The organism is Enterobacter cloacae complex sp. P27C, assembly GCF_014895705.1.
Classification (GTDB): Bacteria; Pseudomonadota; Gammaproteobacteria; order Enterobacterales; family Enterobacteriaceae; genus Enterobacter; species Enterobacter bugandensis.
Genome location: NZ_JADBQB010000007.1, coordinates 246333 through 263438 on the forward strand (window position 1 = coordinate 246333; position 17106 = coordinate 263438).

At 60.1% G+C, this 17106-nt stretch carries 14 protein-coding genes; 9 read left to right on the plus strand and 5 right to left on the minus strand.

All coding sequences use genetic code 11. The features are described from left to right. Positions 1–47: 47 nt before the first annotated feature. Complete coding sequence (fumA, locus tag IM291_RS16530) at positions 48–1697, plus strand: class I fumarate hydratase FumA (protein WP_192987311.1); 1650 nt, start codon at positions 48–50, stop codon at positions 1695–1697. Here the strand turns inward: fumA and IM291_RS16535 are convergent. Further along, positions 1686–2579 (minus strand): LysR family transcriptional regulator, encoded by an 894-nt coding sequence (locus IM291_RS16535; protein WP_028013723.1) that lies wholly within the window; start codon positions 2577–2579, stop codon positions 1686–1688. The two genes, fumA and IM291_RS16535, sit on opposite strands and share 12 nt — an antisense overlap. Positions 2580–2685: 106 nt before the next feature. Between IM291_RS16535 and IM291_RS16540 the strand changes: the two genes are divergently transcribed. The 3 genes from IM291_RS16540 (at position 2686) to IM291_RS16550 (ending at position 6363) form a co-directional block, all read left to right on the plus strand. Further along, positions 2686–3984 (plus strand): serine hydrolase, encoded by a 1299-nt coding sequence (locus IM291_RS16540; protein WP_192987313.1) that lies wholly within the window; start codon positions 2686–2688, stop codon positions 3982–3984. Positions 3985–4264: 280 nt separating this feature from the next. Then, a complete protein-coding gene (locus IM291_RS16545) occupies positions 4265–5578 on the plus strand; it encodes an MFS transporter (RefSeq protein WP_028013725.1) in 1314 nt (437 codons plus the stop codon). Next, positions 5575–6363, plus strand: coding sequence for a substrate-binding domain-containing protein (locus IM291_RS16550; RefSeq protein WP_192987315.1), 789 nt, complete (start codon positions 5575–5577; stop codon positions 6361–6363). Before IM291_RS16545 ends, IM291_RS16550 begins: the two co-directional genes overlap by 4 nt. Here the strand turns inward: IM291_RS16550 and IM291_RS16555 are convergent. The 3 genes from IM291_RS16555 to IM291_RS16565 form a co-directional block, all read right to left on the minus strand. Further along, a complete protein-coding gene (locus IM291_RS16555; RefSeq protein WP_192979423.1) occupies positions 6338–7237 on the minus strand; it encodes a LysR family transcriptional regulator in 900 nt (299 codons plus the stop codon). The two genes, IM291_RS16550 and IM291_RS16555, sit on opposite strands and share 26 nt — an antisense overlap. A 90-nt stretch (positions 7238–7327) precedes the next feature. Next, on the minus strand, positions 7328–8857 hold the full coding sequence (locus tag IM291_RS16560) for a cryptochrome/photolyase family protein (RefSeq protein ID WP_192987317.1): 1530 nt from the start codon (positions 8855–8857) through the stop codon (positions 7328–7330). After that, positions 8854–9000, minus strand: a complete 147-nt coding sequence (locus tag IM291_RS16565; RefSeq protein ID WP_072001212.1) for a DUF2256 domain-containing protein — start codon at positions 8998–9000, stop codon at positions 8854–8856. The genes IM291_RS16560 and IM291_RS16565 overlap by 4 nt, the downstream gene beginning before the upstream one ends. Before the next feature lie 189 nt (positions 9001–9189). Here IM291_RS16565 and mtfA point away from each other — a divergent pair, with 189 nt between their 5' ends. Further along, positions 9190–9987, plus strand: a complete 798-nt coding sequence (mtfA, locus tag IM291_RS16570) for a DgsA anti-repressor MtfA (RefSeq protein ID WP_045260370.1) — start codon at positions 9190–9192, stop codon at positions 9985–9987. Here the strand turns inward: mtfA and IM291_RS16575 are convergent. Beyond that, positions 9984–11195 carry an MFS transporter gene (locus IM291_RS16575; protein ID WP_049000087.1) on the minus strand — a complete coding sequence of 404 codons (1212 nt, stop codon included), beginning with the start codon at positions 11193–11195 and terminating at the stop codon, positions 9984–9986. The two genes, mtfA and IM291_RS16575, sit on opposite strands and share 4 nt — an antisense overlap. Positions 11196–11333: 138 nt before the next feature. Between IM291_RS16575 and IM291_RS16580 the strand changes: the two genes are divergently transcribed. From IM291_RS16580 to IM291_RS16595, 4 genes are read left to right on the plus strand one after another with little or no spacing between them, the layout of a single operon-like run. Continuing rightward, positions 11334–13076 carry an IucA/IucC family siderophore biosynthesis protein gene (locus tag IM291_RS16580; protein WP_192987319.1) on the plus strand — a complete coding sequence of 581 codons (1743 nt, stop codon included), beginning with the start codon at positions 11334–11336 and terminating at the stop codon, positions 13074–13076. Then, on the plus strand, positions 13076–14023 hold the full coding sequence (locus IM291_RS16585) for a GNAT family N-acetyltransferase (RefSeq protein ID WP_028013731.1): 948 nt from the start codon (positions 13076–13078) through the stop codon (positions 14021–14023). The genes IM291_RS16580 and IM291_RS16585 overlap by 1 nt, the downstream gene beginning before the upstream one ends. Continuing rightward, complete coding sequence (gene iucC, locus IM291_RS16590) at positions 14020–15762, plus strand: aerobactin synthase IucC (protein WP_320699858.1); 1743 nt, start codon at positions 14020–14022, stop codon at positions 15760–15762. The genes IM291_RS16585 and iucC overlap by 4 nt, the downstream gene beginning before the upstream one ends. Further along, a complete protein-coding gene (locus tag IM291_RS16595) occupies positions 15759–17084 on the plus strand; it encodes a lysine N(6)-hydroxylase/L-ornithine N(5)-oxygenase family protein (RefSeq protein WP_028013733.1) in 1326 nt (441 codons plus the stop codon). The genes iucC and IM291_RS16595 overlap by 4 nt, the downstream gene beginning before the upstream one ends. The last annotated feature ends 22 nt before the right edge of the window (positions 17085–17106 follow it).

The following is a 17106-nucleotide window of genomic DNA, read 5'->3' on the forward strand; positions in this document are numbered from 1 at the left end:
ACCGCCGGACTTCTCCTCCGGCGGTTTTATTTTTGTGGAGCAATACTATGTCGAATAAACCGTTTTTTTATCAGAACCCCTTCCCTCTTTCGCATGACGACACCGAATACTACCTGCTGACCAACGAGCATGTCTCCATTGCCGAATTCGACGGCCAGGAAGTGCTGAAGGTGGAGCCCGAAGCCCTGACCCTGCTGGCGCAGCAGGCCTTCCACGACGCCGCATTTATGCTGCGTCCTTCCCACCAGAAGCAGGTCGCCGCCATTCTTAACGACCCGGAAGCGAGTCAAAACGATAAGTACGTGGCCCTGCAGTTCCTGCGCAACTCTGAAATCGCCGCCAAGGGCGTGCTGCCAACCTGCCAGGATACCGGCACGGCAATCATTATGGGTAAGAAAGGCCAGCGCGTCTGGACCGGCGGCGGTGACGAAGCGGCCCTGAGCCAGGGCGTGTATAACACCTATATTGAAGATAACCTGCGCTACTCGCAGAATGCGGCGCTGGATATGTATAAAGAGGTGAATACCGGCACTAACCTGCCCGCACAGATTGACCTCTACAGCGTCGACGGTGACGAGTATAAATTCCTGTGCATGGCGAAGGGCGGCGGCTCTGCCAACAAAACCTATCTCTACCAGGAAACCAAAGCGCTGATTACCCCGGCGAAGCTGAAAAACTACCTGGTTGAGAAGATGCGTACCCTGGGGACCGCAGCCTGCCCGCCGTACCATATCGCGTTTGTTATCGGCGGCACCTCAGCGGAAGCCACGCTGAAAACCGTGAAGCTCGCCTCCACCCGCTACTACGACGCGCTGCCAACCGAAGGCAACGAGCACGGCCAGGCGTTCCGCGACGTTCAGCTCGAACAGGAACTGCTCCAGGAAGCACAGAACCTCGGCCTCGGCGCGCAGTTCGGCGGGAAATACTTCGCCCACGATATCCGCGTGATCCGCCTGCCACGCCACGGTGCCTCCTGCCCAATCGGCTTGGGGGTCTCCTGCTCCGCTGACCGCAACATCAAGGCGAAGATCAACCGCGACGGGATCTGGATTGAGAAGCTTGAGCACAACCCGGGTCAGTATATTCCTGAATCCCTGCGTCAGCAGGGCGAAGGCGATGTGGTGAGCATCAACCTGAACAAGCCGATGAACGAGATCCTGGCGCAGCTTTCCGCGCACCCGGTCTCTACCCGCCTGTCGCTGAACGGCACCATTATCGTGGCGCGCGACATTGCCCATGCGAAGCTCAAAGAACTGCTGGATAACGGCGAAGCGCTGCCGCAGTACGTCAAAGATCATCCGATTTACTATGCGGGTCCGGCAAAAACCCCGGAAGGCTACGCGTCTGGCTCACTCGGCCCGACCACGGCGGGGCGCATGGACTCGTATGTCGACCTGCTGCAATCCCACGGCGCGAGCATGATCATGCTGGCGAAAGGCAACCGCAGCCAGCAGGTGACCGACGCCTGCCATAAGCACGGTGGCTTCTACCTGGGCAGCATCGGCGGCCCGGCGGCGGTGCTGGCGCAAAACAGCATCAAGAGCCTGGAGTGTGTGGCCTATCCTGAGCTGGGTATGGAAGCGATCTGGAAAATTGAGGTGGAGAACTTCCCGGCGTTTATTCTGGTGGATGATAAAGGCAACGACTTCTTCCAGCAGATCCAGAACAAGCAGTGCAAAGGCTGTTCACAGCGCTGAGTGCTTCCATACGTCCGGCAGGAGCGACAGCGTTTCAGCGATCGTGCTGCGCTTGTCGCTCCCCGGCTTCCAGATGGTGACCATCGTCTGACCAATCCCCTGGCTGCCCACTTCGGTGTGCAGCCTTTTTACGTTTTGCCACTGACCGGCATGAAAATGCGTCGGTAAGAATCCCCAGCCGCAGCCGCGCTCCAGCAGACCGCGCAGCATCTCCGGTTCGTTGGTAAAGAGAGTATGCCCGGAGATCTGCAGGCGGCGCGCCACCGGCTCGTCCGAGGCGGGGTGCATGACGACCTGGGGCACCAGGGAGAGATCGAGCAGCGACAGTGGGGAAGCACTGTCCGCAAACAGCCCGCGGGCGGCATAAAAATCCATATCAATGGCGCCGAGGGCGCGCCACTCCATATCATTGCCCACGCTGCGGTTGCGCGCCTGGCAGATGGCCAGATCCGCGTCGTTGTTCGCCAGCAGCCGTTCCGATTCATCCCTAGAGGTGCAGATAAGGCTCAGCCGGATGTTTCGCGCGGCCATTTCAGCAATCACCCCGTGCAGAAAGGCTCTGGGCGTAAAAGGATCGTAGGCCAGCGTCAGGTCCTGCGTGGCACCGTGCGGCACCTCTCTGGCAAAGGCCTCAAAGGCTTTTACCTGCCGCATCAGCAGGTGCGCCTGGCGCTGAAGCTGTTCCCCTTCGGGCGTGAGCCGCAGGGTGCGGCCGTCGCGAATAAACAGTGCGTAGCCCAAGCCATCCTCAAGAAAATCAACCAGATCGCGAAGCGTCGTGCGGTCCTTCTTCAGCGCCACCGCGGCTTTACTCAGGCCCCCGTTCTCGGCCACGGCGGTAAATGCCTCGAGCTGTGCAAAAGAGTAAATCAGTCCCGCCACGCTACGCTCTCTCTGTTTTATAGGGGGATTTTCCCCCACTACGCGTTTTTTATTATAGCCCCGGAGTTTTTAAACTGAAGCCGTTCTTAACCTGAAAGAGACGGATATGAAAAACAGAAAAGTAAACCATGCCCTGCTGGCGGGCCTTATCTTCAGCGCCCTGCTCTCCCCTGCGGCAGTGGCCGCCTGCAAAGGCACCGACCTTAGCGCCTGCCCTGCCCCCTTTGACGCCGCGCTGCCGGACACCCATAAGATGCTCACCTGGAGTCAGGCCGACCGCGTGGTGGGCTTTCGCAATGACTACCGCAACTACGCCGGGGATGTTTTCCGCCACGGTAGCGCCGTGGCGCTGGAAATGTCGGATAAGCCGCTCACTGACGCATGGTATCAGGTCAACGGCAGGCGCTACGGCCTTCAGGAGTACCTTAAACGCCAGAACGTAAGCGGCATGCTGGTGCTGAAGGACGGCAAAATCGCCTGGAAGTACCTTGGAGAGGGCAATACCGACTCCACGCTCTGGACCTCGCGCTCGGTTGGGAAATCGGTGGTATCGGCGCTGGTGGGCGTGGCCCTCAAAGAGGGAAAAATTCACTCGCTCGACGACCTGGTCACGCGGTATGAACCCGACCTGAAAGGCACCGCGTGGGACGGCGTGACGCTTAAGCAGCTTATCACCCATACCTCCGGCGTGGCGTGGAACGAGGATTACACCAACCCTAAATCCGACTTCGCGCAGCTCACCGAGTGCGAGGCGAAGCCGGGTACCTATGACTGCGTGCGCAAGCTGGTGAAGGGGTTACGCAGGGCGCACCCGGCCGGAGAGAGCTGGTCTTACTCTTCGGGCGGCGCCTGGCTGCTGGGTGACGTGCTGGAGCGGGCCACCGGCATGACGCTGGCGGCCTATCTGGAGAAAAGCATCTGGCAGCCTTACGGCATGGCGAGCGACGGCGTGTGGCATGCCTACAGCAAAGGCCAGCATGACGTTGGCGCGCACGGCTTTAACGCCACACTGGAGGACTGGGGGCGCTTCGGGCAATTTATCCTGAGCAACGGTACGCTGCCGAACGGTAAGACCATCCTGCCGGAAAACTGGATCCGGCAGTCGTCAGACTGGACGAAGGCCAAAGGCTCGGTCTCAGACGCCCATCCCGAGGGGCTGTACGGCTATCAGTGGTGGAACAACGAAGTGCCCGCCAACGCCACGGGCGTAGAGCCGACGGCCCAGGATTCGCTGAAAGGTTCACTCTGGGCGCTGGGCATTTTCGGGCAGATGATTATGGTGAACCCGAAGGAAAATCTGGTCATCGTCCAGTGGTCTACCTGGCCGCAGGCGGAACCGTCCTTCAGCGCCCAGCCGCTGGAAGCCTCTCTGATGTTTAGCGCGATTGCCAGGGCGCTGCGCTAAATGGCCTCCGCCGGGTAACGACGCGGTTACCCGGCTCATTCTAAAACGCGCCTCTGCGCTACATCACAAAATCGCAATATCAGAGACTTACAGAATGTTGGTGAATAAAAAGCCAATATTTTGTTAAGTTATTGTTGCCATTAATTGTATTTATTCGCCGGATTATATTCATGCAAGAAATGCATCAGTCGATGCGGCATTTGCGCTTATCTAATTCCCCATCCTGATCCAGTTTTCAGAAACAGACGCGTAAAACGTCAACAATAAACTGGAGATAACCATGTTTTCCTCAACCTCACCTGCAACCGTACGCTCTAAGGCGGGCGCGATACTTCGCGTGACGTCCGGCAACTTTCTTGAACAATTCGATTTCTTTCTTTTCGGCTTCTACGCCACCTACATCGCCCACACGTTCTTCCCGGCGAGCAGTGAATTTGCGTCGCTGATGATGACCTTTGCCGTCTTCGGCGCGGGCTTCTTGATGCGTCCAGTCGGGGCCATTGTGCTGGGGGCTTATATTGACAAGGTGGGTCGCCGCAAAGGGCTGATCGTGACGCTTTCCATCATGGCGGCAGGCACCTTCCTGATCGTGCTGATCCCGTCCTATCAAAGCATCGGGCTTTGGGCACCGTTGCTGGTACTGACGGGCCGTCTGCTGCAGGGCTTTTCCGCCGGCGCGGAGCTTGGAGGCGTCTCGGTCTATCTCGCTGAAATCGCCACACCGGGCCGCAAAGGGTTCTATACCAGCTGGCAGTCCGGCAGTCAGCAGGTTGCCATTATGGTCGCAGCGGCGATGGGCTTTGCCCTGAACGCGCTGATGGAAGAGAGCGCCATTCGTGAATGGGGCTGGCGCATCCCGTTCCTGTTCGGCTGTTTAATCGTGCCGTTTATCTTTTTCCTGCGCCGCAAGCTGGAGGAGACGGAAGAGTTCAGCGCGCGCCGCCATCATCTGGAGATGCGTCAGGTCTTTAAAACGCTGCTTGGCAACTGGCAGGTGGTGGTCGCGGGCATGCTGATGGTGGCGATGACCACCACCGCGTTCTACCTGATCACCGTCTACGCGCCAACCTTCGGCAAAAAAGTGCTGATGCTGAGCGCCTCGGACAGCCTGCTGGTCACGCTGCTGGTGGCGATCTCTAACTTCATCTGGCTGCCGGTGGGCGGCGCGCTGTCGGACCGCTTCGGGCGTAAACCGGTGCTGATTGCCATGACCCTGCTGGCGCTGGCCAGCAGCTATCCGGCCCTGACGCTGCTGGCTGACGCGCCAAGCTTCTCCATGATGCTGAGCGTCCTGCTGTGGCTCTCCTTCCTGTACGGGCTGTATAACGGGGCGATGATCCCGGCGCTGACGGAAATTATGCCCGCTGAAGTTCGCGTGGCAGGGTTCTCTCTGGCTTACAGCCTCGCAACGGCGATCTTCGGCGGCTTTACCCCGGTGATGTCCACCGCGCTGATTGAATACACCGGTGACAAAGCCTCGCCGGGCTACTGGATGAGCTTCGCCGCGGTGTGTGCCCTGCTGGCAACCCTCTACCTCTACCGTCGTCGCGCGGTTTCGGTGCAAAACACCGTTAAGTCGCAGGGGGCCGCATGACTCGCACTTCTCGTTATACCGTTACCGCGCTGATGCTGACGTTCCTGAGCGCCAATGCCTGCGCTCAGGAGGTGAAAGTGATGATTTCAGGCGGTTTCAAAGCCGCCCTTGAAAAGCTGGCACCGGAATATGAACGCCAGACTGGCGATACCATCGTGATTATTCCCGGTCCGTCAATGGGCGCTACGCCGCAGGCGATCCCAAACCGGCTCGCGCGCGGCGAGAAAGCCGACGTGGTGATTATGGTGGGCGATGCGCTGGCGAAGCTCGAAAAAACCAGCCAGACCCAGCCGGGTTCGCGAACCGAACTTGCGGACTCCCCCGTCGGAATGGTGGTGAAAAAAGGGGCGGATGTCCCTGATATCAGCAGCGAGGCGACGCTACGTAACGCGCTGCTTCAGGCCAGCTCCATCGCCTACTCAGATAGCGCCAGCGGCAGGTATGTCAGCCAGACGTTGTTCAAAAAGCTGGGGATTGAAAAGGAGGCGGCGGCTAAAGCAACGATGGTCGAACGCATTCCGGTTGCTTCGGAAGTGGCAAAAGGGAAATACGCCGTGGGCTTCCAGCAGGTGAGCGAGCTGCTGCCGGTTCAGGGCATCACCTTTATCGGTAAAATCCCGGATAATCTGCAGTACATCACGCGCTTCGCAGGCGCGGTCACCCGTCACGCTGAACATCCTGACGAGGGGAAAGCGCTGCTGACCTATCTCGCCTCACCGCCCTCACGCGCCGTCATCGAGAAGACGGGGATGATCCCCGTTACGTCCGGCGATACCGCTCGGTGATCTCTTTTTCCAGTTCAGCCGCGATATAAGACTGGATGCGCCCCCGGCGCCGGATAAGCCCAACGGTGCGTTTCACTTCCGGCGCCACCAGCGGCAGATGCGTCAGCGGCGTGTGCTCTGAGGTCGGCATTGACATGGCGGGAACGGCGGCAATGCCGATCCCCGCCTCTACCATACCGAGCATCGTGGTGACGTGGCGCGTTTCGCAGACGCTGGGGCGCTCGGGAATGATATCCCCCAGCATCCGATCCAGCAGGTTGCGGTTCCCCGACGTTTTATCGAGGGAGATATAGTCCTGCTGGTAAAACGCCTGCCAGGTCAGATGGCTCTTCTTCGCCAGCGGGTGGTCCTTTCTGCACGCCACAACGTAGACATCCTCCACCAGCGGGAAAAATTCAATTTCAGACGGCAAGTTTCCCGCAAAGCAGATGCCAAAATCCGCCTGGCTTCGGGCCACGGCGTCAATCACATTCCCCGCGCTGCTGTCGATGAGCTTAATGCGAACGCGCGGAAAGCGGGACTGAAAGCGACGGATCACATCAGGCATAAAGTAACAGGCGGCGGAAGGTACCGCGGCGACCGTAATCAGCCCCGTCCGCTCTTCACTGGCCTTATCGACATCCGCCAGCATTGATTCCACGTTGTCGAGCAGCTGTGCTGAGCGTTCAGCAAAGTTTTGCCCGTATAACGTCAGGGCGACGCGGCGGGTGGTTCGGTCAAACAGCCTGGTTCCCAGCGCGGCTTCCAGCTTTTCGATCCTGCGGCTCAGCGCCGACTGGGATATGCAGATTGATTCAGCGGCGACACGGAAGTTACCGTATTCCACTAACGCCCTGAAGGCATAGAGATCGTTAAGGTCGAAATTCACGGGCATAGCGTCTGGATGTCCTGTCAGGGAAAGCAACAAAGTCAAAAATAATAGCGTCTTATTGACCTTCCGCAACCGGCGCGGTGTTGAAATAGGTCAGAGGTCGTTGAGATTGAGGCGAATGCGCCCGGCCTGGTCAGCAATCGCCTGCCGTTCCTCTTCCTTCATATCCGCAAGCTGTTTATAGACAATGCCCAGGCGGGGATTGTTACCGAGGCGCGCCCGGTTGCGCGCAAAGAAATCCCAGTAGAAGGCATTGAACGGGCACGCCAGCTCTCCGGTGCGCTGGTTGTGCTGATACCGACACCCCTGACAGTAATTACTCATCTTATGAATGTAGGATGCGCTTGAGACATAGGGCTTACTGGCCAGTAACCCGCCATCGCCAAACTGGCTCATGCCGAGAGTATTGGGCAGCTCCACCCATTCAAACGCATCAATATAGACCCCCAGATACCACTCATGAACCGCCTGCGGCGACAGGCCGCTGAGCAGACTAAAGTTCCCGATCACCATCAGGCGCTGGATATGGTGGGCGTAAGCCTCGGTGAGCGACTGCCCAACGGCATGCGCCAGGCAGCGCATCTGCGTTTTGCCCGTCCAGAACCAGTCCGGCAGCGGGGCGTGCTGCTCCAGGGCATTCAGCTCGCGATAGCCCGGCATTTGCGACCAGTAGATCCCGCGCACGTACTCCCGCCAGCCGAGAATTTGTCGGATAAACCCTTCAACGGCAGGCAGCGGCGCGTGGCCAGAACGCCATGCCTGCTGGGCGGCGGCCACCACTTCCCGGGGATTAAGCATTTTGGTATTCAGCGCAAAAGAAATTAACGAATGAAAAAGAAAAGGTTCTTCCGCGTGCATCGCATCCTGCCAGTTTCCAAACTGCGGGAGCACGTGAGAAATAAACGCATCCAGACTGGCTTTGGCTTCCGAACGGTTGAGCGGCCAGCGAAAATTGTCGGCCTGCGGTTCGCCGAAGGTCTTTACGCCGCAGCGTTGGATCTCTGCCCACAAGGCTGAACGATCCTGGCGGGGGCGCGAGTCACCCGGTGCGGGCGGCTCGCCGGACCAGCGCCTGCGGTTTTCAGCATCATAATTCCATTTCCCCCCTTCCGGCTCGCCTTCAGAGGTCAAGAGAATCCCGTGCCGACGGCGCATTTCCCGATAAAAGTATTCCATTCGCCAGCTTTTACGCGACGTAAAAAACGCGCTTACCGCGTCCCGGGGGGTGAAAAAATGCTCGCTGCTGACGCAGGCTGTTTCGACGGACGCTGTTTTCGCCCACGCCTGCAGCTGCGCATCAAGACGCCATTCGTCGGGCTCCTGCCACAACACCCTGTCGGCGCTGTAATGCGTAACAAGCGCGTTGAGATTGTCTTCCAGCGCGCCGCGGTTTGAACCGTCAGAGAGCCGGACATACCTCACCCGATGCCCCTTCTCTTTCAACGCTGAGGCAAACGAGCGCATGGCCGCGAAGATAGCGATAACTTTCTGGGCATGATGCAGCACGTATGCGGTTTCCGCCCGCAGCTCCAGCATCACGTAAATGACGTTTGGGTTGCGGGTATCAAACCAGCTGTGATGCGGATTAAGCTGATCGCCCAGGATCAGACGCAGCTCGGTCAACGATGGCTCCTGCGGCAACGCTCGGAACAGTATTTGACCTCATCCCAGCATTTCGCCCATTTTTTGCGCCACGTCATGGGCCGCTGGCAGTGCACACACAGCCGACTGGGCAGGTCCTGCTTGTTGCCTTTGAAATCGCTCATCTTTTCAATACCGTAATGATTTATTCACCCCACCTGCGGATAAAGGCTACGACAGACGTCACAAAATGAAGGTGATGCCTGCAAAGCGCTACCCACCGCTACGTACGAAATGATAGTTTATTCGGGCTGTAAGTGTTGCAATGATAACGTTCCCCTTTGTGTTCAAGTGACGAGTTTGCGAGCAAAGTGATGATTAAGTGGCCCTGGAAAACGAATGAGGCTGGCCGGGATATGGCGCTGCCGTGGGATGACGCGCTGGCGATCCCTGTTCTGGCGAATCTTAAGCCGGATGAACAATCGAAACTGGTTCAGATGGCGGATCGTTTTTTGCAGCAAAAACGTCTGGTGCCGCTGCAGGGGTTCGAGCTTGATCCGCTGAAAAACGCCCGCATCGCCCTGCTTTTCTGCCTGCCGGTGCTGGAGCTCGGCATTGAGTGGCTGGACGGTTTTCATGAAGTGCTGATTTATCCTGCACCGTTCGTCGTCGATGATGAGTGGGAGGATGATATCGGGCTGGTACACAACCAGCGGGTGGTGCAGTCCGGACAAAGCTGGCAGCAGGGGCCAATTATCCTCAACTGGCTCGACATTCAGGACTCGTTCGACGCCTCGGGCTTTAATCTGATTATTCACGAGGTGGCGCATAAGCTTGATACCCGCAACGGCGATCGCGCCAGCGGCGTGCCTTTTATTCCGCTACGTGAAGTCGCAGGATGGGAGCACGACCTGCATGCGGCAATGGATAACATCCAGGATGAGATAGACCTGGTGGGCGAAAGCGCGGCCAGCATTGATGCCTATGCGGCAACTGACCCCGCCGAGTGCTTTGCGGTGCTCTCGGAGTACTTCTTCAGCGCCCCCGAACTCTTCGCGCCCCGTTTCCCGGCGCTGTGGCAGCGTTTCAGCCAGTTTTATCAGCAGGATCCGCTCCAGCGCCTGCGGCAAAATGAGGGCGCTGGCGGCCCTTCATCCCACCACGTCCATTAATTTTTTTCGACAGGGGTACGCTCGGTTAACCGTACCCCGATGCTCAGCGCTAAAAACAGCGCCGCTACGCCAAAGGCCGCCGTCGTTAAATAGTGTTCGCCGAAAAAGCGCGTCACAACGGGCACCAGCAGCGCGCTGACGCCATAGCCCAGCGTGTGGCTGGTCGCAATAGCGCCCGCCCCCTTCCCCGTGGTCAGGCGATCGTTCAGGAGCAGCTGATAGCCCGGTGTTGCCATTGCCGCGCCGAGCGAAGTGATAGCAATCCCCACATAGAACAGCGCCAGTTCGGCGATACACATTAGCGCCAGCCCAGCCACCATCAGCACCGCCGCCATGCAAAGCAGGGTCAGCGGGCTGAAATGCTGCGGACGAACCACCAGGAACTGCGCCGCGAGCGTAGCCAGCGCGGCCAGGCTCAGCAGGAGCGCAACATGATGGCTGATATCCCGGGCGTTGCCGTCCAGCAAGGGGCTGAGGTGCGGTGACAGGCCGAGCTGCATCAGGCTCACCAGCGCCGCCAGCAGCATCGCCAGCAGCAGGAACGGCAGCATGGACATCTGCAGACGGGTCGCCTGGTGTGCCACCGGCGGCAGCGGCGGATCTGCCACCTCCCGCAGCACCAGCAGCAGAGCGATTAACGGCGCGATCGCCATCAGCCAGAGCGGCGCGACCGGGTTAACGCTGAGCATCAGCGCCGCCAGCGGAGGCCCCAGCAGGCGGCCGCAGCTGAGGCCGGAACTGATGGTTGCCAGCGCCGCCATGCGTTTATCCAGGCCCGCACGCTGAATGGCCCACGTCTGCGCGGCAGGCACCATGCCCGACACCGTCAGGCCATACAGCAGACGCGAGAGGATCAGCCCCGCCAGCCCCCAGGTGCTTTCCAGCCTCCCTGCCGCCATCGCCCAGACCACCAGCGCCATGACGCCAAAGCTGGCGAGATAGCCGCTGAGGGAGGACACCATAACGACCTTACAGCCGCGGCGCTCGCTCTGGCGTCCCCACCAGGGGGACGCGGGTAAAAAAAGCATGGAGCCGAACATCAGCAGCCCGGCCCAGACCGAGAGTGAAAGTCCGGTCAGGGTCACCAGCTGCGGAAGCATGACCAGCAACCCGTTTTGCCCGATGCCCAGCAGGCCCGCGCAGAGCGCCAGGGGCCAGTTGGCTTTGGAGGTGATATTTTCGGTCAACGTTTCAGAATCAGCGCGCATGAAAATGTGAACATAGTGTCAATAAATGTGTGGAAATTATGAAGTTAATGAAAACAAATATTGCAAAAATAGTTGCCACTGTAAACAGAATGAATATCATAACGAGAATTATTATCAGTCATGGAATGAGGTACATCTATGCGTGCTCTGCCCCGCTCTGCCGGTACAGACGTTGCAGCCCAGTGTTTTTTAAACGCCCTGTTACGCGAAACGAAGGACTGGCGCTATCTCCCTGCAGCCGCAGCGGATGAGTTAGCGCACATTCATATTCCACTCTCTTCCTCCCAGGCCCTTCGGGTTCCGGTACGCTATTTCTCCCCAACCCAGCATCATCAGTACCGTTTCCCGGCAACGCTTATTCAGAGCGATAGCGACAGTGGTGACGCCGTCACTTTCACTCAACTGATTGATTTAATTCTTGAAAAACCCTCAGTAAAAGGCTCACTGGATGCCGATACGCTGACGCGTTTTAAACAGCGCGCGCTGGAAAGTCATACCCATACCTGGCAGGCGATTGATTTGCGCCACGGCTGGGCAACGTTGCGCGACAAGCCCCTGACGTTTGCCGAAGCGGAACAGGCGCTGCTGGTGGGCCACGCGTTTCACCCTGCGCCAAAATCCCACGAGCCATTCAACGAAACCGAGGCGCGCCGGTATCTGCCGGATTTCGGCTCCCGCTTCCCGCTGCGCTGGTTTGCCGTTGAGAGCACGCTCGTTGCCGGCGACAGCCTGAACGTCTCCCTGCGCGAGCGTCTGCTGCGCTTCGCCGCCCAGAGCGCGCCCGAACTGCTCGGCCACTTCACCGACACCCGCTGGCTGCTGCCGATGCATCCGTGGCAGGCCGACTATCTGCTGGAGCAGGACTGGTGCCAGCGTCTGGTGGAAAACGGTTCGTTGCAGGACCTGGGTGAAGCGGGCGCACAGTGGCTGCCCACCAGCTCCTCCCGCTCGCTGTACAGCGAGACCAACAGCGACATGATTAAATTCTCCCTCAGCGTGCGCCTGACCAACTCCGTGCGCACGCTGTCGGTGAAAGAGGTGAAGCGCGGCATGCGCCTGGCGCGGCTGGCGAAAACAGAACGCTGGCAAGATTTACAGGCCCGCTACCCGACCATGCGCGTGATGCAGGAAGACGGCTGGGCGGGACTGCGTGATGAAAGCGGCGTCGTTCAGGAAGAGAGCCTGATGGCCCTGCGCGTTAACCTGCTGTTCGATACGCCAGACACCCAGACCAACGTGCTGGTCAGCCTGACGCAGGCCGCGCCTGACGGCGGCGACAGCCTGCTGGCCGCAGCGGTACGCCGTCTTAGCCAGCGTCTGGATTTACCGCTCGCCCAGGCAGCCCGCTGCTGGCTGGACGCCTACTGCGACCGCGTGTTGCTTCCGCTGTTCAGCGCCGAGGCGGACTACGGTCTGGTGCTGCTGGCGCACCAGCAAAATATCCTCGTTGAGATGCAGCAGGATTTCCCCGTCGGGCTGATCTACCGCGACTGCCAGGGCAGCGCCTGGACCGAAGGGGCCGACGCGTGGCTGAAAGAGGCGGGCGAAACCGACGTGGAAAACCGCTTCGGTGAAAGCCAGCTGCTACGCTACTTCCCTTATTACCTGCTGCTGAACTCCACCCTTGCGGTCACCGCCGCTCTCGCCGCCGCCGGTTTCGACAGCGAAGAGCACCTGATGTCCCGCGTGCGTGACGCGCTGGCCGGGCTGCGCACGACGGCGAAGCAGACCCGCTGCCTCGACTACGTGCTCGACAGCCCGACCTGGAACTGCAAAGGCAACTTCTTCTGCTACCTGCACGATCGCAATGAGAACACCATCGTCGATCCGGCGGTGATCTATTTCGACTTTAGCAACCCGTTTTACAAGGAGAAGGCGTGATGGCCATCGCGAATATCGTCCATTCCGGCTACGGCTTTCGCTGCACCGCAACGGAACAAAATCTGCCGCTGACGCTGGGTCTTGACGGCAGCGCGGTGCTGGAGCGTCTGACCGGGATCCCGGCCGGCTGGCTGGTGGAAGCCCTCGATCAGCTGTTTGTTGCCGCGCCCGCCCTGACCGGCATTACCCTGCCGTGGGCGGACTGGCAGGATGAACCCCAGGCGCAGGCGCTGTTTAGCCAGGCCCACGGGGATTATCTGGCGCGAGAAACCTTCTGGCAGCTACCGCTGTGGCTGCAAGGCGAACGTCCGCAGGCAAGCGGTGGGATGCAGTTTGATGAGAGCCGCCAGCTGTACTTCCCGCTGCGTCCTCGTCGCCCACAGGGCGAGGTGTATCGCCGTTACGATCCGCAAATCAAGCGCACTTTAAGCTTCCGCGTGGCGGACGTGGCGCTGGACGGCGAACGTTTCACTCAATGGATGAATAACCCGCGCGTGAACGCCTTCTGGGAGATGGCGGGCCCGCAGGCCGAGCAGGAAAACTACCTGCGCCGCCAGCTTGACTCGACCTACTGCTACCCGGTTATCGGCTGCTTCGACGACCAGCCGTTTGGCTATTTTGAACTCTACTGGGCGGCAGAAGACCGCATTGGCCGCCACTACCGCTGGCAGCCGTTTGACCGCGGGCTGCACATGCTGGTGGGCGAAGAAAACTGGCGCGGCGCGCAGTATATCCGCAGCTGGCTGCGCGGCCTGAGCCACTATCTGTATCTCGATGAACCGCGCACTGCGCGCATCGTGGCCGAGCCGCGCTTCGACAACCAGCGCCTGTTCCGCCATCTGGCCTCCGCCGGTTTCGACACGGTGAAAGAGTTCGACTTCCCGCACAAGCGCTCGCGCCTCATCATGAGCCAGCGTCACCGCTTCTTCAGCGAGGTGGGCCTGTGAACGCGCTCTGGCAGAAAGTGAACCGCGAGATGGTGGCGAAGATCCTCGCGGAGCTGGAATACGAACGCACCCTGCGCGCTGAGCCGGTTTCATCGGACGGCTGGCGCATCGCCATGGGCAACGAGTCCTGGCAGTTTCGCGCCGCGCGCGGGATCTGGGGCTGGCTGCATATCGATCCGGACAGCCTGACCACCGCCAGCGGCGCCGCCGTGGAAGCGGAAAGCGCGCTGCTGCAGCTGGCGACGGTGCTGGAGATGAGCGACGCGCAAACGGCGGAGCACATGGAAGATCTCTACGCCACGCTGCGCGGCGACATGCAGCTGCTGCAGGCGCGTGAAGCGCTGGACGCGGACGCGCTGATCCACCTCGACCCGGACGAATTACAGTGCCTGATGAGCGGCCACCCGAAGTTTATTTTCAACAAAGGCCGCCGCGGCTGGGGTCTGGACGCGCTGCGCCAGTACGCGCCGGAATACCGCGGGCGCTTCCGCCTGCACTGGGTCGCCGTCCAGCGTGAACATCTGGTCTGGAGCAGCGACGCCGATTGCGACATTCACGCTCTGCTGGCCAGCACCATGGATGATGCCGAGCGCGCCCGGTTTGACGCTCGCTGGCAAGCGCTGGGTCTCGACGACGGCTGGCTGCCCGTGCCGCTGCACCCGTGGCAGTGGCAGCAAAAAATTGCCATTCATTTTCTTGCGCAGCTGGCGCGCGGTGAAATGGTTGAGCTGGGCGAGTTTGGCGATGAGTACCTGGCCCAGCAGTCCCTGCGCACGCTCACCAACGCCAGCCGTCGCGCGCCGTATGACATCAAGCTGCCGCTGACCATCTACAACACCTCCTGCTATCGCGGCATTCCGGGCAAGTACATTGCCGCCGGTCCTCTGGCCTCGCGCTGGCTGCAGCAGCAGTTCGCCGCTGACGCCACGCTGATCCGCTCCGGCGCGCAGGTGCTGGGCGAACCCGCCGCCGGGTATCTGTCGCATCCGGGCTACGCGGCGCTGCCGAAAGCGCCCTACCGCTACCAGGAGATGCTGGGCGTGATCTGGCGCGAGAACCCATCCTGCTATCTGCAGGACGGCGAACAGGCGGTGCTGATGGCGGCGCTAATGGAAACCGACAACGCCGGGCGCCCGCTGATCGACGCGTGGATCACGCGCTCGGGGTTAAGCGCCGACGCGTGGCTGGAAAAGCTGTTCGAGGCAACGGTGATCCCGTTCTACCACCTGCTCTGCCGCTACGGCGTGGCGCTGATTGCCCACGGCCAGAACGTGACGCTGGTGATGAAGGACTACGTCCCGCAGCGGACCCTGCTGAAGGATTTCCAGGGCGATATGCGCCTGGTGGACGAGGATTTCCCGCAGGCGCAGAGCCTGCCGGAGCAGGTAAAAGCGGTGACGGCGCGCCTGAGCGCGGATTACATCATCCACGACCTGCAAACCGGCAACTTTGTGACGGTGCTGCGCTTTATTTCACGCCTCACGCTGCAAAGCGGCGTCAGCGAAACGCGTTTCTATCAGATCCTCGCCGGGGTGCTGCACCGCTATATGGCCGCGCACCCGGAGCTTGCGGAGCGCTTTGCGAAATTCGATCTGTTTAAGCCGCAGATTATTCGCGTGATCCTCAACCCGGTCAAACTGACCTTCTCCGAACACGACGGCGGCAGCCGCATGCTGCCGAACTACGTCACCGATCTTGATAACCCTCTTTTTCTGGCCTCCCGGGAGTCCGCGCAATGAAAACCTATGATTTCATCGGCATTGGTATTGGCCCGTTTAACCTCAGCGTCGCCGCCCTCGCAGAAGGTCTGGACGGCTTTAGCTCGCTGTTCCTTGAGCGTAAACCGCACTTCTCATGGCACCCGGGCATGATGGTGCCGGACTGCCACATGCAGACCAGTTTCCTGAAGGATCTGGTCAGCGCCGTGGAGCCGACCAACCGCCACAGCTTTCTGAACTACCTGGTGCAGCGCAAAAAGTTCTACCGCTTCCTGACCACCGAGCAGCGCACGGTTTCCCGCGAAGAGTTTGCCGACTACCTGTGCTGGGCGGCGGACAACCTCACCAATCTCGCCTTCAGCCAGCAGGTGCAGCAGGTGAGCTTTGATGAGCAACGCGGCCTGTTTGAGGTGGTGACCCAGCGCGACCGCTTCCTGGCGCGCCACGTTTGTGTGGGGATTGGCAAACAGATCAACCTGCCTGACTGCGTCACGGCGCAGGACGATACCTGCTTCCACGCCAGCGAGATGATGCTGCGCACGCCGGATCTCGCCGGCAAGCGCGTCACCGTTGTCGGCGGCGGCCAGAGCGGCGCCGACCTGTTCCTGAATATTTTCCGCGGCGAATGGGGCCAGCCGCTGAGCCTGAACTGGGTCTCGCGCCGCAACAACTACAACGCGCTGGATGAAGCCGCCTTTGCTAACGAGTATTTCACGCCGGAGTACGTGGACAGCTTCTCCACGCTCGGTGAAGAGGCGCGTCGTCAGATGCTGCACGAGCAGAAGATGACCTCCGACGGCATCACCACCGAGTCCCTGCTGGCGATTTACCGCGCCATGTACCACCGCTTCGAAGTGCTGCGTGAAAAACCCTGGGCGCACCTGATGCCGTCCCGCTCGGTGACGGCCCTGACGCGCCAGGAAACCGGACATCGTCTGAGCATTCAGCATCACCTCGACGGCGGCCACGAGCAGCTGGAGAGCGACGTGGTGATTTTCGCCACCGGCTACCGCGCCGTGCAGCCCGCGTTCCTCGCGCCGCTGTCTCACCGCCTGCATCTGGATGCGGACGAAGCGTTCTGCATTAACAACGATTTCACCCTCGAATGGGACGGTCCGCAGAGCAACCGCCTGTTCGCCGTGAACGCCGGGATGCATCGTCTCGGCATTGCCGAACCCCAGCTCAGCCTGATGGCCTGGCGCGCGGCGCGAATTCTGAATCGCGCACATGCCGACGAGCCGTTTGAACTGGCCACCACCCCTGGCGTTATCCACTGGCGGAGCACCACCAGCCCGGAGAGCAGCCAGGTTTTTAAATCGTTAGCAAAAACCACTGAGTACTGACACACACAATCAGGATCAACAT